25 protein-coding genes, 1 other RNA gene and 1 pseudogene are annotated in these 20,052 nt (G+C 50.0%); 15 read left to right on the plus strand and 12 right to left on the minus strand.

Annotated elements, in window-relative coordinates:
- The first annotated feature begins 30 nt into the window (after window positions 1–30).
- Window positions 31–480, plus strand: a complete 450-nt coding sequence (ndk, locus tag AC5JO6_RS08250) for a nucleoside-diphosphate kinase (RefSeq protein ID WP_496080578.1) — start codon at window positions 31–33, stop codon at window positions 478–480.
- Window positions 481–575: 95 nt separating this feature from the next.
- Here ndk and AC5JO6_RS08255 read toward each other — a convergent pair whose 3' ends face one another.
- Window positions 576–1,334: a TerC family protein gene (locus AC5JO6_RS08255; RefSeq protein WP_496080579.1), complete on the minus strand. Its 759-nt coding sequence runs from the start codon at window positions 1,332–1,334 to the stop codon at window positions 576–578.
- A 487-nt stretch (window positions 1,335–1,821) separates the two neighbouring features.
- Between AC5JO6_RS08255 and psaM the strand changes: the two genes are divergently transcribed.
- Window positions 1,822–1,914 carry a photosystem I reaction center subunit XII gene (gene psaM, locus AC5JO6_RS08260; RefSeq protein ID WP_496066256.1) on the plus strand — a complete coding sequence of 31 codons (93 nt, stop codon included), beginning with the start codon at window positions 1,822–1,824 and terminating at the stop codon, window positions 1,912–1,914.
- A 319-nt stretch (window positions 1,915–2,233) separates the two neighbouring features.
- Window positions 2,234–2,617: a slr1601 family putative cell division protein gene (locus tag AC5JO6_RS08265; RefSeq protein ID WP_496080580.1), complete on the plus strand. Its 384-nt coding sequence runs from the start codon at window positions 2,234–2,236 to the stop codon at window positions 2,615–2,617.
- 38 nt (window positions 2,618–2,655) lie between these two features.
- Here the strand turns inward: AC5JO6_RS08265 and AC5JO6_RS08270 are convergent, their stop codons facing one another.
- A complete protein-coding gene (locus AC5JO6_RS08270; protein ID WP_496080581.1) occupies window positions 2,656–3,480 on the minus strand; it encodes a tetratricopeptide repeat protein in 825 nt (274 codons plus the stop codon).
- A 314-nt stretch (window positions 3,481–3,794) separates the two neighbouring features.
- Between AC5JO6_RS08270 and AC5JO6_RS08275 the strand changes: the two genes are divergently transcribed.
- The gene (locus AC5JO6_RS08275) at window positions 3,795–4,259 is read left to right on the plus strand and encodes a hypothetical protein (RefSeq protein ID WP_496080582.1); all 465 of its coding nucleotides are present in this window, start codon (window positions 3,795–3,797) and stop codon (window positions 4,257–4,259) included.
- Between the two features lie 57 nt (window positions 4,260–4,316).
- A complete protein-coding gene (locus tag AC5JO6_RS08280) occupies window positions 4,317–4,871 on the plus strand; it encodes a glutathione S-transferase family protein (RefSeq protein WP_496080583.1) in 555 nt (184 codons plus the stop codon).
- A 75-nt stretch (window positions 4,872–4,946) separates the two neighbouring features.
- Here the strand turns inward: AC5JO6_RS08280 and AC5JO6_RS08285 are convergent, their stop codons facing one another.
- Together AC5JO6_RS08285 and AC5JO6_RS08290 are read right to left on the minus strand one after the other, a co-directional pair.
- Window positions 4,947–5,456, minus strand: a complete 510-nt coding sequence (locus tag AC5JO6_RS08285) for a hypothetical protein (RefSeq protein ID WP_496080584.1) — start codon at window positions 5,454–5,456, stop codon at window positions 4,947–4,949.
- Window positions 5,457–5,541: 85 nt separating this feature from the next.
- Complete coding sequence (locus tag AC5JO6_RS08290; RefSeq protein ID WP_496080585.1) at window positions 5,542–5,754, minus strand: hypothetical protein; 213 nt, start codon at window positions 5,752–5,754, stop codon at window positions 5,542–5,544.
- Between the two features lie 119 nt (window positions 5,755–5,873).
- Here AC5JO6_RS08290 and ffs point away from each other — a divergent pair.
- The 6 genes and pseudogenes from ffs (at window position 5,874) to AC5JO6_RS08320 (ending at window position 8,384) form a co-directional block, all read left to right on the plus strand.
- Window positions 5,874–5,970, plus strand: an RNA gene (gene ffs / locus AC5JO6_RS08295) — signal recognition particle sRNA small type.
- A gap of 188 nt (window positions 5,971–6,158) precedes the next feature.
- Window positions 6,159–6,530, plus strand: a complete 372-nt coding sequence (locus AC5JO6_RS08300; RefSeq protein WP_496080586.1) for a phasin family protein — start codon at window positions 6,159–6,161, stop codon at window positions 6,528–6,530.
- A gap of 52 nt (window positions 6,531–6,582) precedes the next feature.
- A complete protein-coding gene (locus AC5JO6_RS08305) occupies window positions 6,583–7,083 on the plus strand; it encodes a hypothetical protein (protein WP_496080587.1) in 501 nt (166 codons plus the stop codon).
- Window positions 7,084–7,192: 109 nt separating this feature from the next.
- Window positions 7,193–7,420 (plus strand): type II toxin-antitoxin system HicB family antitoxin, encoded by a 228-nt coding sequence (locus AC5JO6_RS08310; RefSeq protein WP_496080588.1) that lies wholly within the window; start codon window positions 7,193–7,195, stop codon window positions 7,418–7,420.
- Window positions 7,413–7,636 (plus strand): annotated as a pseudogene (locus tag AC5JO6_RS08315) (type II toxin-antitoxin system HicA family toxin). Before AC5JO6_RS08310 ends, AC5JO6_RS08315 begins: the two are co-directional and overlap by 8 nt.
- Window positions 7,637–7,868: 232 nt before the next feature.
- The gene (locus AC5JO6_RS08320; protein WP_496080589.1) at window positions 7,869–8,384 is read left to right on the plus strand and encodes a DUF3592 domain-containing protein; all 516 of its coding nucleotides are present in this window, start codon (window positions 7,869–7,871) and stop codon (window positions 8,382–8,384) included.
- Window positions 8,385–8,496: 112 nt separating this feature from the next.
- Here AC5JO6_RS08320 and thiD read toward each other — a convergent pair whose 3' ends face one another.
- Complete coding sequence (thiD, locus tag AC5JO6_RS08325) at window positions 8,497–9,351, minus strand: bifunctional hydroxymethylpyrimidine kinase/phosphomethylpyrimidine kinase (protein ID WP_496080590.1); 855 nt, start codon at window positions 9,349–9,351, stop codon at window positions 8,497–8,499.
- Window positions 9,352–9,466: 115 nt separating this feature from the next.
- Between thiD and AC5JO6_RS08330 the strand changes: the two genes are divergently transcribed.
- Window positions 9,467–10,243, plus strand: a complete 777-nt coding sequence (locus AC5JO6_RS08330; protein ID WP_496080591.1) for an MBL fold metallo-hydrolase — start codon at window positions 9,467–9,469, stop codon at window positions 10,241–10,243.
- A gap of 129 nt (window positions 10,244–10,372) precedes the next feature.
- On the opposite strand, the gene AC5JO6_RS08335 is transcribed toward AC5JO6_RS08330, so the two are convergent.
- Both AC5JO6_RS08335 and fusA read right to left on the minus strand, forming a co-directional pair.
- A complete protein-coding gene (locus AC5JO6_RS08335) occupies window positions 10,373–10,738 on the minus strand; it encodes a DUF6464 family protein (protein ID WP_496080592.1) in 366 nt (121 codons plus the stop codon).
- Window positions 10,739–10,882: 144 nt separating this feature from the next.
- On the minus strand, window positions 10,883–12,967 hold the full coding sequence (fusA, locus tag AC5JO6_RS08340; protein WP_496080593.1) for an elongation factor G: 2,085 nt from the start codon (window positions 12,965–12,967) through the stop codon (window positions 10,883–10,885).
- 215 nt (window positions 12,968–13,182) lie between these two features.
- On the opposite strand from fusA, the gene AC5JO6_RS08345 reads away from it, so the two are divergent.
- Window positions 13,183–13,821, plus strand: coding sequence for an alpha-ketoglutarate-dependent dioxygenase AlkB family protein (locus AC5JO6_RS08345; RefSeq protein WP_496080594.1), 639 nt, complete (start codon window positions 13,183–13,185; stop codon window positions 13,819–13,821).
- 252 nt (window positions 13,822–14,073) lie between these two features.
- Here AC5JO6_RS08345 and AC5JO6_RS08350 read toward each other — a convergent pair whose 3' ends face one another.
- Complete coding sequence (locus tag AC5JO6_RS08350; RefSeq protein WP_496080595.1) at window positions 14,074–14,268, minus strand: hypothetical protein; 195 nt, start codon at window positions 14,266–14,268, stop codon at window positions 14,074–14,076.
- A gap of 22 nt (window positions 14,269–14,290) precedes the next feature.
- Here AC5JO6_RS08350 and AC5JO6_RS08355 point away from each other — a divergent pair, with 22 nt between their 5' ends.
- Complete coding sequence (locus AC5JO6_RS08355; protein ID WP_496080596.1) at window positions 14,291–16,663, plus strand: MMPL family transporter; 2,373 nt, start codon at window positions 14,291–14,293, stop codon at window positions 16,661–16,663.
- A 137-nt stretch (window positions 16,664–16,800) separates the two neighbouring features.
- Here AC5JO6_RS08355 and AC5JO6_RS08360 read toward each other — a convergent pair whose 3' ends face one another.
- Together AC5JO6_RS08360 and AC5JO6_RS08365 are read right to left on the minus strand one after the other, a co-directional pair.
- Window positions 16,801–17,676 carry a sensor histidine kinase gene (locus AC5JO6_RS08360; RefSeq protein WP_496080597.1) on the minus strand — a complete coding sequence of 292 codons (876 nt, stop codon included), beginning with the start codon at window positions 17,674–17,676 and terminating at the stop codon, window positions 16,801–16,803.
- Window positions 17,677–17,832: 156 nt separating this feature from the next.
- A complete protein-coding gene (locus tag AC5JO6_RS08365) occupies window positions 17,833–18,342 on the minus strand; it encodes a response regulator (protein WP_496080598.1) in 510 nt (169 codons plus the stop codon).
- Window positions 18,343–18,753: 411 nt separating this feature from the next.
- Between AC5JO6_RS08365 and AC5JO6_RS08370 the strand changes: the two genes are divergently transcribed.
- On the plus strand, window positions 18,754–19,005 hold the full coding sequence (locus AC5JO6_RS08370) for a hypothetical protein (RefSeq protein WP_496080599.1): 252 nt from the start codon (window positions 18,754–18,756) through the stop codon (window positions 19,003–19,005).
- On the opposite strand, the gene AC5JO6_RS08375 is transcribed toward AC5JO6_RS08370, so the two are convergent.
- Window positions 19,000–19,209, minus strand: a complete 210-nt coding sequence (locus AC5JO6_RS08375; RefSeq protein WP_496080600.1) for a hypothetical protein — start codon at window positions 19,207–19,209, stop codon at window positions 19,000–19,002. The two genes, AC5JO6_RS08370 and AC5JO6_RS08375, sit on opposite strands and share 6 nt — an antisense overlap.
- Window positions 19,210–19,704: 495 nt before the next feature.
- Entirely contained in the window at window positions 19,705–19,950 is a 246-nt protein-coding gene (locus tag AC5JO6_RS08380) for a hypothetical protein (RefSeq protein ID WP_496080601.1), read from the minus strand.
- Window positions 19,951–20,052: the final 102 nt, after the last annotated feature.

Here is a 20,052-nt window from a genome sequence, read left to right on the forward strand (position 1 = left end):
TAACAGTTGCTTAAACTCTAGGAGCTAACCTTGGAACGGACATTTTTGGCAATTAAGCCCGACGGCGTTCAGCGTAAACTGGTTGGTGAGATCATCCGCCGCTTTGAAACAAAAGGGTTCACCCTGGTTGGCTTAAAGCTGATGAACGTCAGTCGTGAACTGGCAGAGACTCATTATGGTGTTCATCGAGAACGTCCTTTCTTTGCCGGACTGGTGGACTTTATCACCTCTGCCCCTGTTGTAGCGATGGTATGGGAAGGTGAGGGGGTGATTGCCTCTGCTCGGAAGATGATTGGTGCAACCAATCCACTCAACTCAGAGCCAGGCACCATTCGCGGCGACCTTGGGGTGAACGTAGGGCGCAATCTGATTCACGGCTCTGATGCTCCTGAAACTGCTCAGCAAGAAGTGAGCCTTTGGTTTAAGGAAGAGGAACTCGTCCATTGGCAACCCGCCTTGCTGTCGTGGATTCACGAGTAGCTTGAACTCAAAAACCGGGTTTCTCTGCTAAGGTATACGGCTTACATTTGTATAACTTCAGAAACCCGGTTTCTCGCCTGAGCGACACTCAAACCTCATAATTCTGCTTTTTCTTTCTCAGCTTGTCTCTCAACGTCCTGCGCTTCGTTCATGCCATCGGGTAGCAAGATCTCTAACGCATCGTTGCGCTTGGAAAAGCCCCACAGAAAAATCAGCGCGATCGCGCTAATCATCGTCCATTCTGGTGGCACAAGAGCAGGATTAATCACTCTCAGCAGTAGCCGCAACCCAACTAGCGCGACTGTGACATAGCCTGCATCTTGCAGGTGTTGAAACTCCTTGAGCCAGCGAATAAATAGCCCCGCCATAAAGCGCAGGGTGATAATGCCGATCGTGGCACCAATGAGGATCAGCCAGGTGTCTTGAGAAACCGCGATCGCCGTCGTCACACTGTCGAGCGAGAACGCCAAATCGGTAATGCCAATCATGGGGATCGCTTGCCAAAGCGATGAAAAGCGAGGTCCGTGATGCTGATTTTCGTCCTCCTGGTCAGGTTTTGACGTGAAGTACTGAAAGACCAACCACAAGAGGTAGAGCGCTCCTGCCAGCTCAAATTGCCAAAACCGCACGACCCATGTTGCCGTCAAAATCAGAGTAATACGCAAAATGTAGGCGAGCACCAGACCAATGTTGAGCGCACGTCGCTGCAAGACGCTATCGTGCAAACCCTGCGCCAGCGCAGCAAGCGCGATCGCATTGTCCGCCGACAGCACAGCCTCAAGTGCAATCAAAACGGGCAACACCAGTAGCGTTTCGACCCCAAAATTAGGAGAATCAAGCAGTTGATCTAGCATTCGTGATTTCTAAAGTTCAAACGTCGCGCACTGACGACAACGGCTTGTAGCAGCACTCAGCAGGCTCCGCTCATTTAAAGGGGAATCTGACTGAGCCACAAGATACACGTTGACTTCAACACTGACTGCAAACCCGACCTTGACCAAGCAAGATCAGCACATCGCCTGAACTGTTTACAGTCCATGACCACATCAGTTTACAGCGCTAGTTAGCGGATAGCGCTAAACGATCCCCGCTGTCAAAGCGTACTCAGTCTTCTTAATCCAGCCTAACGCTAAGCGCGAAAATTCGCTAATAGGAGTTACGCAGTTAACTCCTGGCTTAAAGTGAGAGTGGCTGAGTGTGCTGTTAGAGGTAGCGACTGTGATCTGGAGAGGGTTTGCCAAGTTAGCTGTTCTATTGCATCTTGTAACAAAATGTTCCCCAGGGACGCACTTTAGAGGACATTGAGGAACAATAAACCCTACGATAAGGAGTTTTTAAGCAATGCTATCCGAGACTCAGATCTTCATTGCTTTGGTTGTAGCACTCGTTCCTGGCGTTCTTGCCTTTCGTTTAGCGACCGAGCTTTACAAATAGACATCGTTTGTTGCAACACGATAGGTAGGTTGTTTTGCGATTCGGCTCTATAATCCTCTGGTTATGCTTTCGGGTTAGAGCAATGACCCTCATTTGAGGGCACGATCGCAAAGCAGGCTACCTATTTTTTTGACTTGCTTGTTGCCCTACGGTTAACAAATACCCTAAATTAAAGTTGCCAACTGGCGCGTTGTTGACTTTAATAGATCAAGCTTTTCTAACTAGCTCGAACTCCAGCTGCTTTCATGCTTGCGGCTACCTGTAGACGCTGCTTCAGAGATTGATTGACATTTTGCCTGCCTAGACCGGACTGAACACCATGCACGCACTGAAACCGTCTTATCTTCCGCCGCAGCCGCCTAGACGTGCCCGGACGGTTCCTCGCGCCAAAGCAAAGCAGCGCCAGCATCCTCACCGCGCAGTCGTAATCGAATCAACTGTCAGGCTATCGGTTAATGTTGTCTTGTCAATGGTTGCAATTAGCGCTCTAACACAGCTTTTACCGTATCGATCGTCCCAGGCAGCTAGATTGCAAGAGCTTCAAGTAACGGTACAATCCACCGATGAACGGTTGCACCGTGTGCAAAACAATTTCCGGCAGTATTTTGATCCCTATCAGACAGAGGCAAATATGCAGGCTCAGAGCCATCGCATTGGTTTGCAGCAGCAGCGTATTATTTGGCGTGAGCCAGCCAAGCCATAGCTTGGATAGAGCGTAGAAACGAGGTTAGATTAGAGGCTCTATGATGCGTTGGGTTGAGGCTTGAGAAGCTCACTGAGCCAAACTTTAACTTGTAAGCGCAGACGCTGAGAGACATCTAAAAGTGTGGTCTCACTAGGAGACAGCACCGCAAGCGTACGGCGGTAGTCAGCAACGGCATAGTTCCAGTCGCCTGCAAGATGCGATGTGCGTCCACGCTCAGCATAGATATGACCCGCGATCGACGTTGTTTTGCCAGTATGACTAGCACCACTCAACAGTTGATCAAACTGGAGCGCAAGGTCGAAGGTTTCGATCGCATGCTCGTACATTTCTAACTCGCGGAACGTAATGCCTTGGTTGATGCGTGCGTGTGTATTAGCAGGATTAAGGTCAAGCGCTGTTTCGTAGTCAAAAAGGGCTTCCATTGGTCGTCCCAGTGAAGCATAGCAGTTCGCACGGTTGTTATAAATTTTTGCCAGTCGAGGGTTTAACTGCAATGCAGCATTGTAGTCAGCTAGAGCGTAGGCAAGCTGCCCGTTCTGAACGTACAACAGTCCGCGATTGTTATAGTCATTGACGCTTTGAGGGTTACGCTCGATCAGCACGCTGAAAAGAGCGATCGCAGCATCATAGTGACCTTGTTTGACCTCATACAGTGCCTTCTGACGCAGTAAGGTGTTCTGTTCAGCCAAACTGAGACATGCAACATCCGATCGATCGGGTGCGATTTGCTTGCCGTCTAAATGGCGTTCCTGTCTAGTTTGAATAGCACCTGCTGTTACGGGGGCGAACGGTCGGGTGGATTGGTCGGCACCGTTTCGCCGCTCCTTGTTTTGCTGACCCTTAAACACGCGAGGATTCATAGCTTTCTTCCCTTGGATATGCGATTAGACTAAAGATTTTCCTTTTGGAGTTGCTTTATCGGTGTGTCACTTGCTGATGTGTCTCAAGTGAGTTTTTGTAGGCTACGCCGTCTGTAACCGCTGACAGGACTTATCCACCGAATCTTTCATGGGCTACAGCGACGGATGGCTCTATTTCTGAAGCAGAGTGCCAGATACATCACCTGGCTCATGGCATCGGGTAAGAAGAGAAGTGGGAAGCGCCTCACGAAGTTGGTAGAATGCAACACAGTGCTTGATTGCTCTCGTATCGAATCTGAATACTGGATTTCCCTATGACAACCGCAACCTTTGATTTGAATGCGCCTGACTTAGCAGCCGATGATTATCTTGTTTTGGGCTTAGCAACCTGCTTTGTTAAAGATGAAGGTGAGGTTCATGAGGTTGCTGTTGTGGAACCCATTCCTTCTGCGGCACTAGAGGCGATCATCAAAGGCATTCCTACGTCTTATCAAACCGCGATCGCCACAACACTAGGAGCCGTTCTCTTGAGCGACCCACCCCAGCTACCTGCCGAGTTTCCCACCACCGCACAATTTTGCGATGAATTTGTCGATCGAGCGATCGCGGCTGCGCGTACCTATAAAGTTCGTCCTGTCGCTCAGGGGCACATTCCTATAGGCTCCAGCCGTAGCGATTTTGCTTATTCGATCGAGCGTAAACGAGTGCTCAATTCGCAGCGCATTGTCAAAACCGAGGACAATGTAAAGCAGCATGAATATACACATAAGGTGCTTTAAGTAGTTGTTAGTTTTTAGACGGTTACGAGACGATTGAGGTTCAGGTAAAGGGTTCTTATGCTCAAGCTTTACGGTGGGAAGTTCAGCCGCGCGTCGATCGTGCAGTGGGGTTTAGAAGAGTTACAGGTTCCCTACGAATTTGTGCTGCTGGATCTGCAGGTAGGGGAACATTTGGAGTCCGATTACACAGCAATTAACCCCATTGGCAAAGTGCCCGCGATCGTGGATGGTGACTTTACGCTGTGGGAGTCAGGCGCGATTTTGCTTTACCTGGCAGAGAAGTACGGTCAGGCTGACACAACTGAGCAACGGGCTGAAATGGCACAGTGGGTAATGTTTGCCAATGCCACGTTAGGACCGGAGCTTTTGAATGAAGTCACGCGCGATCGTGAAATGATTCGTCTGCTTAAGCCGATCGACCAAATCTTAGAGCGTCAGCCTTATCTGTTAGGTGAGCAGTTCAGCACCGCAGACGTAGCCATTGGTTCAACGCTGGGCTTTTTTCAGATGCGATTTCAAATGGACTTTAGTACCTTTCCAGCCGTAATGGTTTACCTCAAGCATCTATCCGAACGACCCGCTTTTCAGACAACGATGGGGAGTCGAGGTTAGTTCCTGGCTCAATGGACAGAAGCCGTTCCAACGCTTGAGCCGCAATTGTGACGACAGTACGGCACTAGCGACCTTTTAGTGCTCGCTCTTTTTGCTCACTTTCGGTTCAGGATCAGCGGTATTGAGGGCGCGATCGAGCACATCACGGGCATCTTTTGCGTGCTTTCTCGCTTCTTGGTAGCGAAGATTTGCCTGAGCGTAGGTTTTTAGCACTTTAAAGCCATCTTTAAGGGTAGCGATTTCTTCTTCGCTCACAGGGTCGTCGCTAAAGAGCATATCAAGCTGAGCATGTACCTGGAGTGCCTCTGCACGTGAGTCTTGCAGCTTTAGCTTTAACGTTGCCAGGTTGCTCAGTATCTGTACCGCTTGAGTGACGGCATCTTCGTCAGGGCTGGGGTTAACGATAGGTTCTTTCACTTCAATAAACTGTTGAGGAGCAAAACCATCAGAAAGTTCGGTCGGGAGTTCGCCCGCGTCCATCAGTTCGATTAACTGATCCATCGCTTTCTCGCGGGCTTTGGCAGAATCCTTACCAGAAACAGTCAAAATCACTTCTGGGCTTTGAATGAGGGTGTACTGAACCATAAGGGTAAGAATAAAACGTTTGTACTAATAAGCTTACAGTACGATATCAAAGATAGATCATTTAGAAAGTGATTGTAACTGCTTGTTAAGTAGTTTTGGACTTCCAGGTGCCATGATTTCTGGTCAAGCCTCGTAGCATCAAGCGAATCATGACGACCGAAGGCACGCCCTCGTGATGTTCGGGCAACCGCTCATAGTCGCCTGTATCGGAATCTCGACAAGCTCGAACAAGCAGTGTGCCATTGTTGCCGCGCCTCGAAAAATGGCTCAACCAGATGGCACTGACGGGGAGGGACATGGTTTTGACTCCAGAAGCGCTCATCGACTTCAGCCTATGCCATTCTCGTCATGCGTTTGCCCTGCTGACCGCTGAAAGCTAACCGCTGACTAACACCAGATAATGCTATCCTGGTAAATGATCCGGACCCATGCGATCGCAACGCCCAAATCTTGTCAGGACCGGAAGGTAGCAGCAATACGGGATGCTTGCGGTAGGCGTGGACTCCGGGTCGCTTCCATAGTGAGCGATGATCACTTCATTCCTATTGCTCCTCACACCTCTGTCTAAGTACGGTTTTCCACCTGCGGAAGCGGTGACATGCTATAGCCTTTGTTTCTATGCTGGAGTCGTTGGGGACAGACGCAAAGTCGTTTAGCTGTCTCCCCTAACGTAAAATTGAGACGTTCAGGAGTTGAAGCAGTATGGGTTTGGGAGATTTAGTTCAAAAGGCAGTTTATCTTGGCATTGGCGTTGCGTCCTATGCAGGCGAAAAGGCAACAGAGAAGATCGGTGAACTGCGATCGCACGTTCAGCAACTCGCAGACGAAATGGTTGAACGGGGTGAAATGACGAGTGAAGAAGCCCGTCGTTTTGTCGATGACATGGTGAGCAAAGCACAGCAGCCCTCCGTACAGTCTCCAACCTCGCCGCAACCAAACGAGCCACGTCGCATTGAAATCATTACCGATGATGATGAACCCGCTCAAGCTGCTCCGACTGAAGCCGAACAGATGCGGCAGCAAGTGATGGCTTTGCAGGAAGAACTCAAGCGGCTGAAGCGGGATCAACCCTAGCCAATGATGTGAGCTATACTGAAAGGATTCTCACAGATGCAACAGTGACATAATGCTGCCTACAAGCAAGCTTGCCAACGCCGTATGCATCTGTGGCTTTGAAAACGTTCGAGCGCACAGCGTCTACTGGAAAGCTATGGAAAGCTGGTCGAAGGATTTCTCCGAGCTACTGGAAGTCATGGCTGACGAGGTGGAGCAGTTTTTTACTGACATTGCCAAAGATGTCGGCGAAATGGTTGAGTCATTTTTTGAAGCGTCAGAAGAAATCGCTGAGCAAATGCAGACTGTGTTTGCTGTTGAGCTTGAACAACGCCTCGCCGAGCTGATCGATCCTATCCTGGAAGTCTATTTGGGTTTCGAGAGCGCTGTTGAAGAAACAGCTCAACCGATGATTCATACCGTTGAACCTTTCTTAAACGATCGCCCTGCCTGTGTGGGTTGCCGCCATTATCATGGTCAAACCTATGGCGGCGTGATGCTCGTTTGTGGCATGCATCCCTACGGCTGGGAAAGCGACCAGTGCCCCGATTGGCAATCAACCTGGCAGGAATAGTTGTTGGTTCTAAGGCTCGTGCTCGTCATCAACCATGACCGTGAAGCGTGCGCCCAGTCACTGAAGCCGCAGCTCAAACGATGCCGAGCTATGTTTGCAGGTAAATTTTATGAAGCAAATACAACAATTCACAGCCATTATCGAGCGTGAAGGGGATGGATATGTCTCTTTATGCCCACAATTAGATATCGGGAGTCAAGGCAATACCGTTGAGGAAGCCAGAAAGAACCTGATTGAAGCACTAGAGCTATTCTTTGAAGTTGCTGATCCGTCTGAAATTAGGAGTCGATTGCATAGTGAAGTCTTTGTGACAAGTTTGGAGGTTGTCGTTGGGTAGGTTACGCGTTCTGTCAGCCCAAGAAGTGTGTAGAGTCCTCGAACAACATGGATTCGTCAAGGCTCGGCAACGTGGAAGCCACATCATTTGCAAAAACGCAATGAGGATTCGACAATAACCGTTCCTGTACCCAATTATGCAGAGATACGTACTGGCACTTTGCAGTCAGTGATTCGGCAATCAGGCTTGCCTCGATCTTTGTTTGAGATTCCCTAACAGCGCCAAGTCTCACAACCGTGTTGCAGTGAACGGACTTAACCTGCAAAGCTTCTGTTTAATTTCTTAAGAAGAGCGTATTATCCCGCAGAGATGACAGACAATCTTGAGAGAGTGGGCACTTAACTAGCAGAAGTGACGCTGAATATACAGTTGGGCAGCTTTAAGTTGTCGGTGAGGACGGTACTTTAAGATTATTGGTAAGATTTCCAGCATTGAGGAGGACCGTCTCATGCAGTTGAGGAGAAACAGTATTTGGCAAAGGATAGGATACTTAGTATTTCCTGGAGGTTTTATTATTCTCTCTACCTCGATAGGAGTATCGACGTTAATCCAGAGCTTCTCAAATTATCAAGCTGCGGCTAACTTCAGAAATAAGTCTCTTTCGACCACCGGAATAATCACTGAAACTACAACTCAGACAAATACGTCTCCGAGCGGTATGGCTGCTGCGCCTTCTTATGTCTCCACTATCCAGTTTGAGACTGAACAAGGAAAAATAGCTGAGTTCGAAGCTTATAACATTTGCCAAGGTTATCAACTCAACTTATGTAGCGGGAAAAAAGTGCAGGTCTTATATGCTTCTGACAACCCTGAATTGTCAATGATTAAGGGAGGTTCTAGTCCTTTAGATAGAGCCAGAAATAATATTGGATTGGGAATATTTTTGATACTTGGTGGAGTAATGACATTCATCATCGCTGCGACAGAGTATGGCGGACGATTCGGTCCGACTCGGCGTAACTGATACAGTTGAAAACTCTAGGACGAGCGACAGCAGCCCAACACTGCGTTGAAGCGGATGCACAGAAAATTTTAGTGGAGTTGCAAAGGTTATCTGCCACCGCTCAACTGAGTCGTTAGCCTGAACTGACGATCGACCACGGGCTGTTGACCAATAACGGAAAAAAGTGTCCGACTGGTCCCTGACCCTGCCCGATCGCCAGCGCGTACTTTAGAGCGTGGGTTACATACTCTTTCGCACGACGAGTTGCGGTCAATGGGTCATGCCCTAGAGCAAGATTAGCAGCGATCGCGGCAGATAACGTACACCCTGTTCCGTGTGTATCAGTAGTCTCCACCGTTTCTGCCGCCAACGTTTCAAGCTGCTGACCATCAAACCAGATATCTACGCTGCGAAGATCACCCTGCAACCCGCCACCTTTAACCAACACTGCTTTTGCGCCCAATTGATAAATGCGTTGGGCAGCCGTTTGCATTGCTTCCAGCGTGTGAATCTCCATATTGCTGAGTATCTGAGCCTCGTAGCGATTGGGCGTTAGTACTGTAGCGTGAGGAATGAGAGCCGTTTTGAGCGTGGCGATCGCGGCATCGTCAATTAACTGCGCTCCCGTCCGCGATACCATCACCGGATCGACGACGAGATTCGCAATCTGCAATACCTGCACTTGAGCGGCAACGGCTGCAATAATCTCCTGATTCAGCAACATCCCAGTCTTTGCTGCCTGTACACCAATATCTTTCACAACTGCTTTCATCTGAGCTACTACTGCTTCAGGTGGCAATGCGTCCACTCGTTCCACGCCCAGCGTGTTTTGCGCTGTGATGCATGTCAGCGCGCAAGTGCCGTGTACTTTATGAAACGCAAAGGTTCGTAAATCTGCCTGAATGCCTGCCCCACCACCACTGTCAGATCCCGCGATCGTCATTGCTACTGGAATGTTTGAACGACCAACGTCCTGCTGCTTACTCATCGCCTTCCTTTTAGCCTTTAGCCCGTAGCCTTTAGCCTTTCTCCCCTCTACCCTACACCCCACACCCCACACCCTTGTAAGATAGAAGTTAGATTCCTTAAGAAATATTACAAGCATGAGACTGACGCGGATTGATCTGAACAGTTGGTTGTTTCACTTAGCTGGGAGGACGATTCTGGTTGATCCCTGGCTCATTGATCCGCTGGTGTTTTATGGTCAGCCTTGGCTGTTTACTGCGTATCACAACACACCGATCGCCTTCACGCCTGAAACCTTGCCTCCGATCGATCTGATTTTGCTTTCGCAGGGTGTGGATGATCACTGCCACAAACCAACGCTCGAACGGTTAGACCGCAACATACCCGTTGTGGCATCCCCAACCGCTGCCAAAATAGTGCGGCAACTGGGCTATCAGCAAGTCACCGCGATCGCTCACTGGGACGCATTCAATCTGGACACTCTTACCATTACTGCGATTCCCGGTGCAGAACTGCAACCGGGTCAGGTCGAAAACGGCTATCTGTTGCTCGACAGCGTGACTAACAAAACCCTCTATTACGAGCCGCACCTCTTTCCCACGAAAGTACCTGTTGAGCGGTTGGGACGAGTCGATGTTGCGATCGCGCCCGTCGTTGGTCAAGTGATTCCTCTCTTGGGGCAGGTCATTATGGGACCACTCCAGGCGATGCACCTCGTCGAAACTCTGAAACCTCGCTTCTTTGTGCCGACAGCGGTAGGTGACATTCGCACGGACGGTATCTTGCCGAAGCTTATTCAAACAGTTGGCAGTGTTGAAGAATTTCGCGATCGCCTGCTTGCCTCTGGGCTACCGACCCAACTGCGCGCTCCCGCTCCTGGAGAGACGCTTGAATTGACGGCGATCGCTCGGTGAGGGGAGAGAAGCGAGGAGTGAGGAGGCGAAAGTTAGGAGTCAGGAGTCAGGAGTCGAAAATGAAAATCAACTCAAAACTCAAAGCTCTTCCTCCCTCTATCCCCTGCTCCCCTTGCCTCCCCCTCTCCCCTACTCCCCACTCCCCACCGCTTGATAATGAGCGCACCGATCGCACGGTCCACTTGGATTAACAGCGCATCGGAGCAATTCAGACCGTGCATTGTAGAGGCAGGTATGATCGCCAATGACCCAGCGTCCGTCTAACAAACTACCTTCTGTGGGAGCATCACACGTTTGCACGTAGAGCGCGATCGTATGTAGCTGATACCGACCCGATCGAAGCTGGTAGTGGTGTCGGCGCTCTAGCACTAAATACGTTTGCCCATCGACTTCTAGACAGGCACCGGGCTGCGGGTTCCAGTCCAGGTGTAGGTACCCAAGCGTCGATCGAGAGCGGCTTAAAATGATTTCCGCAGGCAGAGAATGTAGCGCCATAGCAAACTGGTAGCGATCGATCAATAGAACAATAAGCTTCCTGGTCGGCAGACTACCAACCAGGAAGCTCAAGGTGATTTTTGGTAATTAATTGGCTGTTAGAGCACTGCCCTATCCACTGCCAAAAACTAACAACTAAAACCGCTACAAAGCCGCTTGGCGTTCTTTTGCCTCTTTAATCACCTCTTCCGCAATGTTGCTGGGGCAAGGAGAGTAGTGTGAGAACGACATGGAGAACTGCCCCCGACCAGAGGTCATGGTACGCAAGTCTCCAATGTAACCAAACATCTCGCTTAGCGGCACATCTGCCTTAATGCGGGCACCCGTAGGACCCGTCTCTTGAGATTTCATCATGCCTCGACGGCGGTTGAGATCCCCGATGACATCCCCCATGTAATGGTCTGGGGTGAACACGTCAACGTTCATAATCGGTTCAAGCAACTGTGGTGAAGCCTTAGGAATCGACTGCCGATAAGCAGATTTGGCGGCGATTTCAAACGCCATTGCAGATGAGTCAACGGGGTGAAAGCCGCCTTCTGTCAGCGTGAACTTCAAGTCCAGGCAAGGGAAACCAGCCAACACACCTTTGTCGATCATGCTGGCAAAGCCTTTTTCGACGGCGGGCCAGTATTCTCTCGGCACGCTACCACCTGTCACTTTGGACTCAAACTGGAAGCCGCTGCCCGGTTCGCCCGGCTCAAGAATGTAGTTAATCTTGGCGTATTGACCAGAACCACCCGACTGTTTCTTGTGGATGTAGCCGTCTTCGAGTCGCTTGGTAATGGACTCGCGGTAGGCAACTTGAGGCTTACCAACCTCGACTTCAACGCCGTGAGTGCGCTTAAGGATGTCAACTTTGATATCCAGGTGCAGCTCACCCATCCCTTTAAGAATGGTTTCGCCACTTTCCTCATCCGTCATCATGTGGAACGACGGATCTTCCTGCACCATTTTACTGAGTGCGATCCCCATTTTTTCTTCACCGCCTTTGGTCTTCGGTTTGACGGCGATCGAAATCACAGGTTCGGGAAACACCATCGGCTCCAGCGTGGCGGGATGCTTTGGATCGCAGAGAGTATGCCCGGTTTGAACGTTCTTCATGCCCACGATCGCAATGATATCGCCCGCTTGAGCCGAGTCGATTTCTTCACGCGAATTGGCATGCATCTCCACCAAACGGCTCACCCGCTCGGTCTTACCCGTAAACGTGTTGAGGATGGTGTCGCCCTTCGACAGCGTACCGGAGTAGAGACGCGTGAAGGTGAGCGCACCAAAGCGATCGTCCATGATCTTAAACGCAAGTGCGCGCAAGGGTTTCGCTGGGTCTACGGTAGCGAACGTGCCCGTCTCGTTGCCTTCCAGATCGACTTCGGGTTGCGGCTTCACTTCCATCGGGTTGGGCAGATAGTCTACCACTGCATCCAGCACCAACTGCACGCCTTTATTCTTAAACGACGAACCGCAGTAGGTGGGGAAGAAAGCAAGGTCGCGGGTACCCTTACGGATGCATCGCTTCAGGGTCTCGATGTCAGGCTCTTCGCCGTCCAAATACTTTTCCATCACATCGTCGTCGTGCTCAACTGCCAACTCAATGAGCTGTTCGCGATACATTTCGACCTGATCGACCATATCAGCGGGAACTTCCTGGATCGTGTAGTTCATCGGATCGCCAGAGTCATCCCAGATCCAGGCTTTGCGGGTGAGCAGATCGACCACGCCAGAAAACTGCTCTTCAACACCGATCGGCAGCACCATCACGATCGGCTTCGCAGCGAGGATATCATCGACTTGCTTCACCACACGGAAGAAATCAGCACCCGTGCGATCGAGTTTGTTGATGTAAATGATGCGCGCCACTTCAGAATCGTTCGCGTAGCGCCAGTTGGTTTCAGATTGAGGTTCGACACCACCGGAGCCGCAAAACACGCCAATGCCACCATCCAGCACCTTGAGCGATCGATACACCTCAATGGTGAAGTCAACGTGCCCAGGGGTGTCGATGATGTTCAGTTGGTGTTCGTTCCAGAAGCAGCTTGTCGCAGCAGACTGAATCGTGATGCCACGCTCTTGCTCCTGCTCCATGAAGTCCGTCGTTGCCGCGCCTTCATGCACCTCACCAATTTTGTGGATCTTACCTGTCAGTTTCAGGATTCTTTCGGTTGTGGTTGTTTTACCAGCATCCACGTGAGCGAAGATGCCGATGTTTCGATAACGAGTGAGGTCTTTCATAGTTGCTCTCTAGATTAAATGCGACAAACCGTTGGTGACCACCTGCAAGCGGTACTTAAAGTGAATCGGTGTTGCCTTCATAGCCAGTGCAGGCTAGACTTCGCCAGTCGAATCGGGTCAACTAGCCTGGAATAGTCAGGAATCCCTTTACACACTCATAGCTATATTTACAATTGTAAATTGTCAAGATGTAAATGTAGAGGGCAAGCGTGTAAATGTGTCTAGATTCAATTAGCAGGTTTGATACCAGTACGACGCTATCCACAACGTCTTGTCATAGCTTCTTACCGCTTCCGGATGCAGAGATTGCCTTTTATCCTTCTCTTTTGGACGAACAAGATAGCGATCGCCTACTAGCCAAACTAACGCAAACGATCGACTGGCGGCAGGACTGGATAACCGTCTACGGTCGATCGCTACCTCAACCAAGACTGACTGCTTGGGTTGGTGATCCTGGTAAAGCTTACACCTATTCTGGTATCACAATGCAGCCGTCAGGTTGGACAGATACCCTACTCGACCTGAAGGCAAGCGTCGATGTGATCGCAGGCGTTACGTTTAACAGTGTGCTGCTTAATCTTTACCGCGATGGCAACGATAGTATGGGCTGGCACAGCGATGACGAACCGGAGTTAGGGCAAAATCCAGTCATTGGCTCCTTAAGTTTGGGTGGCACACGGCAATTTATGCTGCGCCACAAGCATCAGAAGGCGCTAAAGGCTAAACTAGCGCTGGTGTCAGGAAGCTTTTTGTTGATGCAAGGGACAACGCAGCACTATTGGCAGCATCAAGTGTCGAAGACTAAACGCGCTGTCGCTCCTCGCCTGAATCTGACCTTTCGAGTCATTTGCTGAAGGCTGGTTGAGAGCAATCAGTTTTTAGCTTTTAGCTTTCAGCTATCAGCTATCAGCTATCAGCTTTAAATTCTACGCTAACCGCTGACGGCTGACCGCTGACCGCTGACCGCTGACCGCTGACCGCTAACCGCTGACGGCTGACCGCTGACCGCTAACCGCTGACCGCTGACCGCTGACCGCTGACCGCTCAACGATTTCTCAGCGATCGACCGATCAGTTACTTCAGGTTCATCAAGGGGAACTTTAGGCTTAGTGCTGGAGTCGGCGTTGACGTTGCACTAGCCGATCGCTAATCTTTTGTAAATGCTGATCGTTACGGCACTGAGTCTTCCCGCTCCAGATTACAGTGGAGCTAAGGGCACACAGCGATCGCTTCAAATAACCTCTGTAGAGTGACTGTGCCTGTGTGCTTTGAGCCGATGCTTCCTCACCCGATCGAGCCATTCATTTAACACCTTCGAGCGTGATGGAATCAGAACAAGCTTGCTTTAAAGCGCCACCAAGACAACCAGGGTTCTACACGCTGGGACGGTTCGTCTATCGCTATCGCAAGCTGACGATCGCGCTTTGGGCAGTGCTGATGGTGTTGAGCCTTGCCGCCGCACCACAGCTAGAACATGCGCTCGAAGAAACGGGTTCTGTGTACGAAGCGGGCAGCGCTCATCAGGCAGAACAGCTTTTACAGCGGGATTTGAACCTGTCTGCCGATACGCTCACCCTAGTCTTTCAACGCTTGCCCGATGGAAAGTCTGAGAGCCACGAGCCTGAGAGCAAGCAGCCCCAACTGGAGTCACTGCTCAAGCAAATTCAAGCATTACCTGAAGTCAGCGGGATCGATAGCGCTACAGAGCATCCCGATTATCGCAGTGCCGATGGTCACGTGCAGTACAGCGTGATTCGTCTCGCGGTCAGCAATGCCAGAGACATGCTCCCAGTGATTGAGCGAATCGAGCAAATTTTGACCCAACCGCTACCAGGTTGGAAGAGCTATCTAACGGGTATGCCCGTTGTGAACCGTGATGTGCAGCAGATTAGTAAAACCGATCTGGGTCGCATTGAATTTTTGGTGCTGCCCTTGACGCTGATGGCGCTGCTGCTTGTCTTTGGCTCCATCATCGCTGCGATTCTGCCCGTTGTGATGGCAGTGGTGGCTGTTTCCATTACGCTGGGGCTTTTGTACCTGATTACGCTGCATCTCAGTGTGTCGGTGTTTGCGCTCAATATGGTCAGTATGCTGGGCTTGGGGTTGGGCATCGACTATTCTCTGCTGATGGTGAATCGGTTCCGCGAAGAGCTTGGGGTTGGGACGATGGAATCGGCGATCGCGCATACCGTGGAAACGGCTGGACGGGCGGTTTTTTTCTCAGGCTTAACCGTTTGCATTGGCTTGATGGGGCTATTGCTCTTTCCGATTACATTGCTGCAATCGTTGGGCATTGCCGGGTCATTGGTCGTTTTATTGTCGGTTCTCGTTGCGCTGACGCTGTTGCCTGCTTTGTTAGCACTGCTTGGTCAGCGGGTACAGCGGCGCACGGTCAGCAACGTTACCATCCGACAAGACTGGTGGACGACGATCGCCCGTACCGTTATTCGCCACTGCATCCCGGCAACTCTCGCGGTTTTGGTGCTGGTGGGTGGACTGAGCGCACCCTTTCTGCAAGCCCGGTTTGGACTCACGAGTGCAGATATTTTGCCAAAGAGCTTTGGCGCGAGGACAGGAGCTGAGGTGTTAGCGCAGGCATTTGGTCCTGGCGCAATCAGTCCCATTCTGGTGCTGGTTCGCACGCCTTCACCCAGCGACACGATTCTTGCCAAACAGCATCTTGCTACTCTCTACAAAACGGTGCAGCAGTTGACCGCAGACCCGCGAGTAGAGCAAGTGTCTAGCCTGTTTAGCCTCAATCCCAAATTGCCCCTGGAAGCCTATCAACAGCTTTATCAAGGGTCTCCACAGTTACCGTCAGCGTTGACTGCGATCGTGAAAGCGCCAGGTAGTGACTCTCTGCTTGTGTTTAAGAGCCAGAAGGCTGGACGCGACGCGATGAAAACAGCAAAGGAACTCCAAACGCTGCCATTGGATGAGGTGCGCCTGGATGGAAAGCCGCTGACGGGTATGCAAACCTGGGTGACGGGTCGTGCCTCATCGCTCATTGTGGTGAAAAGCCGCACAGCCAGGAATACTGTGGCGACCCAAACGTTGGTGAGAGAGATACAAGCCTGGAAACTGGATGGCTTGCAGGTGTGGGTTGCGGGTCAAACCGCGCGAGAACTGGACACGATGCAAGCGATCGAACAGCGTTTACCGTTTGTGATTGCGATCATGATGGCAGTGACGTTTGTGGTGCTCTATATCCTGCTGGAATCCGTCATTCTGCCGCTGAAGGCGATCGTGATGAATGTACTCTCGATCGGCGCGTCCTTTGGTGCGTTAGTCTTCATTTTTCAAGAGGGCAACTTGCAGCAGTGGCTGCACTTTACGCCTGTGGGCTATATCGATCTACTGCTGCCGATCGTGCTGTTCTGTATGCTGTTTGGGCTGAGTATGGACTATGAGGTCTTCATGCTCACACGCATCAAGGAAGCATACGATGAAGGCAAAAGTAATACGGAAAGCGTGATTGAAGGGTTAAAGCTAACTGGCAGTATCATCACCAGCGCTGCGTTACTAATGATCATTGTCACCAGTGCGTTTGTGTTCAGTCGGCTGATTTTTGTCAAGGCGCTTGGCTTGGGCTGTGCGATGGCGGTGTTGATTGATGTCACGCTGATTCGCGCCGTTCTCGTGCCAGCTACCATGAACCTGATGGGCAAATGGAACTGGTGGTCGCCACGCTGGTAGAACCCCGACTTCTACAGCGATGCAGCCAATCACATCACGACGGCAGAAAGAAATCGGGGATCGGTGTCGTGAAGTACAGTCGCGGAGAGACCCTGCCTCCTGCCTTCTGCCTTAAAACCTCAGAACTCGTGCTGCACTCAAACGAGAGCCACTGTAGGAATGGTCAGCGTGAAACAGGTTTGACCACAGCCACTTTCCACCGCGATCGAGCCGCCTAAGTGCTCTACCAGTTTCTTCACGAGTGCCAGCCCTAGCCCGGTGCCGCTATGCTTCCAGCGATCGCTGTGGGGAATGCGATAAAACCGCTCAAAAATCTGAGGGATTTCCCTGTCTGAAATCTCCACCTTTGTATTAGTTACTGTCAGTTGAAGCATCTGAACGCCTTCGTTCTCTGGTGGCTGTAACTCTGCCGCAATGAGAATTTTTCCGCCTGGTGGCGTGAATTTACAGGCATTGTTGAGCAATTCGCTTAGAAGGCGCTCAAGACTCAGCGGCTCTGTTGTGATTGCTGGCAGATTTTCGATACCATGCACTTCCAGGCACTGCTGTTGCTGAGCTATGTACTCTAGGAATGGTTGGATAACGTTTGGCAGCGAATCTTGTAAGTAAATAACGGCTGTACTAAAGCCATAGACTCCAGCATCAAGCTGTTGTAAATCAAGCAAGTTATTGAGTAAGCGAGTTTCTCGATCGCACTCGCACTCCAAAATTTTAATGTAATGCATCATCCTTGTCTTTAATGATGCTAACGATGATTCACCAAGAGCCTTATGAGCGAGGCTAAGTTGTCTACTGTTGGTTGATGCAGACCATGCTTCAGGCTCTAGACGATTGGACATCATCACGCCTCGTTCATCGTCTTGCTGAAACAACACCTTTAACATCTGCGTTGCCATCTTGATGTTAGTCAGCGGCGATCGTAGTTCGTGTGAAATAGAGCTTAAAAAATCGTCTTTAAGTTGCTTAAGTTGCTCCTGTTCGTTCGCCTGATAATCAGGTGTCATATCCGTCATTTCTCTGCCTTCACGTGTGTACGATGCGTAAACGAAGTTGCCGAGTGCAATTAAACTAAAGCGTGTCTTGAAATAGAATGCCTTGACTGAGAGCAAAGTCCCAAACCACGTTCTTCCAACTAATGACCAATCATTACCTGGATTGATGTAAGAATTCTAGCGATCGCTCTGTGGTTCAATGACAGCAGGCGCTTTCTGCCTCTTTTTGGATTTTATTCTCAGTCTCAGGCTGTAAGGTGGTGGACTTTTTCTATCAGCCACTACGAGATGTCTGATCATGGAAACTAATTGGTCGAGGTCGATTGGTTTCAGTAGGTAACCCTCAAAACCGAGATCTAAAATTTGGGCAAGAGTATCACTAATCCACGTTGTAATGGCGATCGTGGGAATGGGACTGCCTCCACGTGCTCTCATTTCGCTCAATTTTGTTGTCAGCGTACCGATACTTTCACCGAAGAACCGCGTCTCACAGATCAAAATGTTGGGCAAAAGCCAATCCAAAACGTCTATGGCTTCTTCGACTGAGGTCGCTGTCACTACATTTGCGCCACAGCCTTTAAGCAAAGTGGCGTACAGGTATTGACTATCGCGATCGTTATCAACCACGAGCACTTGTATGCCTCTGAGTATGCCAACTTTTGAGATTGATTGATTGATGAAGCTCATAATCAAGACCTCAGCTTGGAATAGCGAAACCGCTGTAAGAAAGAAAGCCCGGATACCTTAAGGAGACAGCCGGGCATCAACACTTAAGAGAGAGGATTAGCTGAATCGGGTTGAGCAGTAAAGCCTAACCCTCACCATAGTGACTGGCTGCTGTCTGAGTTATTGAATGATTTGCTTGATTAAGATGCAAAACGTAATAAAGATCATTGTGCATCTTGCCAATCAACGTTTGTAGCTGTTTTGATTCAGCTTCAGCGTTCAGTTCTGCATTTTAGGCTAACCGCTACTGCTATGTTTTAGCTGTATAAGTTGTGTTTGAGTTCCACTAAAACATTCAAAAGATACAGGGTAGATTGAACTGCTTTGGCTTAAAACAGATGACATTAACTGCAAAGCAAAGGAGCATTGCCTGTGACTGTGACCCTTTTAAATGCTCCTAAGTTTTGTAGAGCACAATCGGTCTACTTCATTGGTGGAGAGGGGATTATCCGTAGCTCTCACTCTGAAGCTGGAAGGTGGACGTATCTAGTCGAAATGGCATTAGGTGCAGTACCAGACTGTGGCAGAGTGGGTGCTGAAGCAATGGTGCTGCTCGACGAAGTAGATTTGTGGTCGCAGGATGACTTTAAAATGATCGTCACTCCAGTTCCTTTGGTTTCATAAAACTGGCATTTCGTCATTGCAGTGGCTACAGCGCCAGTAAAGCCCGCCTAAGCGCATGTGACGCAATAAAGCGGTAGAGCAAAGCGGACACGTGTGTCTGCCTCGTAGCGATCGCCTCATTACGTTTGTTTCTAAAAGCTGACGGCTGCGATCGGGCATGAGATGGTTTGACCATAAAACGGGATTGGTTAACAAAACGTTCACTCTAGAGCTTGCATTTTTTGATCAACGAGTTAATTAGCTTGAGAAAGTTACTGTCAGCTTTCTCTAATTCACCAAACTAACTTACACAGTCTCAAGCCTAGCGATTAGGGGGTTGAAATCGCGTATATCCAAACGTTCGATTTATGTTTAAGTTGTATCAATCAACCTAAAACTTAAATTTTTAACGCAATGTGCGACTTTTATGACCTTTTTGAGAGGCATCGGCTTGCTAAAAGGAACTGTCGCCTTCGTGCTTTTGATGGGTGTGACTAAAAAACAATGGTTAGAGACCCCAAAGGGGAGCATGGCACCTTTGCGCCCTCACCCTTTTCTTGTATGCCGTAGGCTTTAAGCCCTCTCCCCAGGGAGAGGGACTTTGAATCCTTGCTCCCTTCTCCTCGGGGAGAAGGGCTGGGGATGAGGGCAGAATCTAGCACTTGCGAAAGTGACATGCTCCCCCCCCAAAGCGACATCAAGGGTCTTCAAAACGACTTCTCAGGCATCTGAACTGATGTTAGAGGTCTCCGAAGCGACTTTGCAGGCATCGGAAACGATGTTGCAGGTATCGAAAACGATGTTGCAGGCATCGAAAACGATGTTGCAGGCATCGAAAACGATGTTGGAGACCTCCGAAATAACGTCCCAGGTATCAAGAACGACTTCGGAGGTATCCAGAACGACGTTGAGAGTGTCCTGAACGATGTTGGAGGTCTGCTGACTTGCGTGTACACGATCGCCCATTGCAACAGGACTAAGAGCTTGCTAAAAAATAACGGCACACTTTTGGGTTAGCTATCAGCTATCAGCTATCAGCTATCAGCTATCAGCTATCAGCTATCAGCT

This window comes from Tildeniella sp. (assembly GCF_059505325.1).

Excerpts from the sequence above, each read along its gene's own strand:
- AC5JO6_RS08350 (WP_496080595.1), bottom strand. The coding sequence starts at position 14,268 with ATGGCTCGATCGGGTGAGGAAGCATCGGCTCAAAGCACACAGGCACAG.
- AC5JO6_RS08380 (WP_496080601.1), bottom strand. The coding sequence starts at position 19,950 with ATGGGCGATCGTGTACACGCAAGTCAGCAGACCTCCAACATCGTTCAG.
- AC5JO6_RS08275 (WP_496080582.1), top strand. The coding sequence starts at position 3,795 with ATGACAACCGCAACCTTTGATTTGAATGCGCCTGACTTAGCAGCCGAT.
- AC5JO6_RS08255 (WP_496080579.1), bottom strand. The coding sequence starts at position 1,334 with ATGCTAGATCAACTGCTTGATTCTCCTAATTTTGGGGTCGAAACGCTA.
- AC5JO6_RS08365 (WP_496080598.1), bottom strand. The coding sequence starts at position 18,342 with ATGAGCTTCATCAATCAATCAATCTCAAAAGTTGGCATACTCAGAGGC.
- AC5JO6_RS08310 (WP_496080588.1), top strand. The coding sequence starts at position 7,193 with ATGAAGCAAATACAACAATTCACAGCCATTATCGAGCGTGAAGGGGAT.
- AC5JO6_RS08330 (WP_496080591.1), top strand. The coding sequence starts at position 9,467 with ATGAGACTGACGCGGATTGATCTGAACAGTTGGTTGTTTCACTTAGCT.
- AC5JO6_RS08265 (WP_496080580.1), top strand. The coding sequence starts at position 2,234 with ATGCACGCACTGAAACCGTCTTATCTTCCGCCGCAGCCGCCTAGACGT.
- AC5JO6_RS08320 (WP_496080589.1), top strand. The coding sequence starts at position 7,869 with ATGCAGTTGAGGAGAAACAGTATTTGGCAAAGGATAGGATACTTAGTA.
- AC5JO6_RS08290 (WP_496080585.1), bottom strand. The coding sequence starts at position 5,754 with ATGTCCCTCCCCGTCAGTGCCATCTGGTTGAGCCATTTTTCGAGGCGC.
- AC5JO6_RS08305 (WP_496080587.1), top strand. The coding sequence starts at position 6,583 with ATGCTGCCTACAAGCAAGCTTGCCAACGCCGTATGCATCTGTGGCTTT.
- AC5JO6_RS08335 (WP_496080592.1), bottom strand. The coding sequence starts at position 10,738 with ATGGCGCTACATTCTCTGCCTGCGGAAATCATTTTAAGCCGCTCTCGA.
- AC5JO6_RS08300 (WP_496080586.1), top strand. The coding sequence starts at position 6,159 with ATGGGTTTGGGAGATTTAGTTCAAAAGGCAGTTTATCTTGGCATTGGC.
- fusA (WP_496080593.1), bottom strand. The coding sequence starts at position 12,967 with ATGAAAGACCTCACTCGTTATCGAAACATCGGCATCTTCGCTCACGTG.
- thiD (WP_496080590.1), bottom strand. The coding sequence starts at position 9,351 with ATGAGTAAGCAGCAGGACGTTGGTCGTTCAAACATTCCAGTAGCAATG.
- AC5JO6_RS08270 (WP_496080581.1), bottom strand. The coding sequence starts at position 3,480 with ATGAATCCTCGCGTGTTTAAGGGTCAGCAAAACAAGGAGCGGCGAAAC.
- psaM (WP_496066256.1), top strand. The coding sequence starts at position 1,822 with ATGCTATCCGAGACTCAGATCTTCATTGCTTTGGTTGTAGCACTCGTT.
- AC5JO6_RS08355 (WP_496080596.1), top strand. The coding sequence starts at position 14,291 with ATGGAATCAGAACAAGCTTGCTTTAAAGCGCCACCAAGACAACCAGGG.
- AC5JO6_RS08285 (WP_496080584.1), bottom strand. The coding sequence starts at position 5,456 with ATGGTTCAGTACACCCTCATTCAAAGCCCAGAAGTGATTTTGACTGTT.
- AC5JO6_RS08345 (WP_496080594.1), top strand. The coding sequence starts at position 13,183 with ATGTGTCTAGATTCAATTAGCAGGTTTGATACCAGTACGACGCTATCC.
- AC5JO6_RS08280 (WP_496080583.1), top strand. The coding sequence starts at position 4,317 with ATGCTCAAGCTTTACGGTGGGAAGTTCAGCCGCGCGTCGATCGTGCAG.
- AC5JO6_RS08360 (WP_496080597.1), bottom strand. The coding sequence starts at position 17,676 with ATGACGGATATGACACCTGATTATCAGGCGAACGAACAGGAGCAACTT.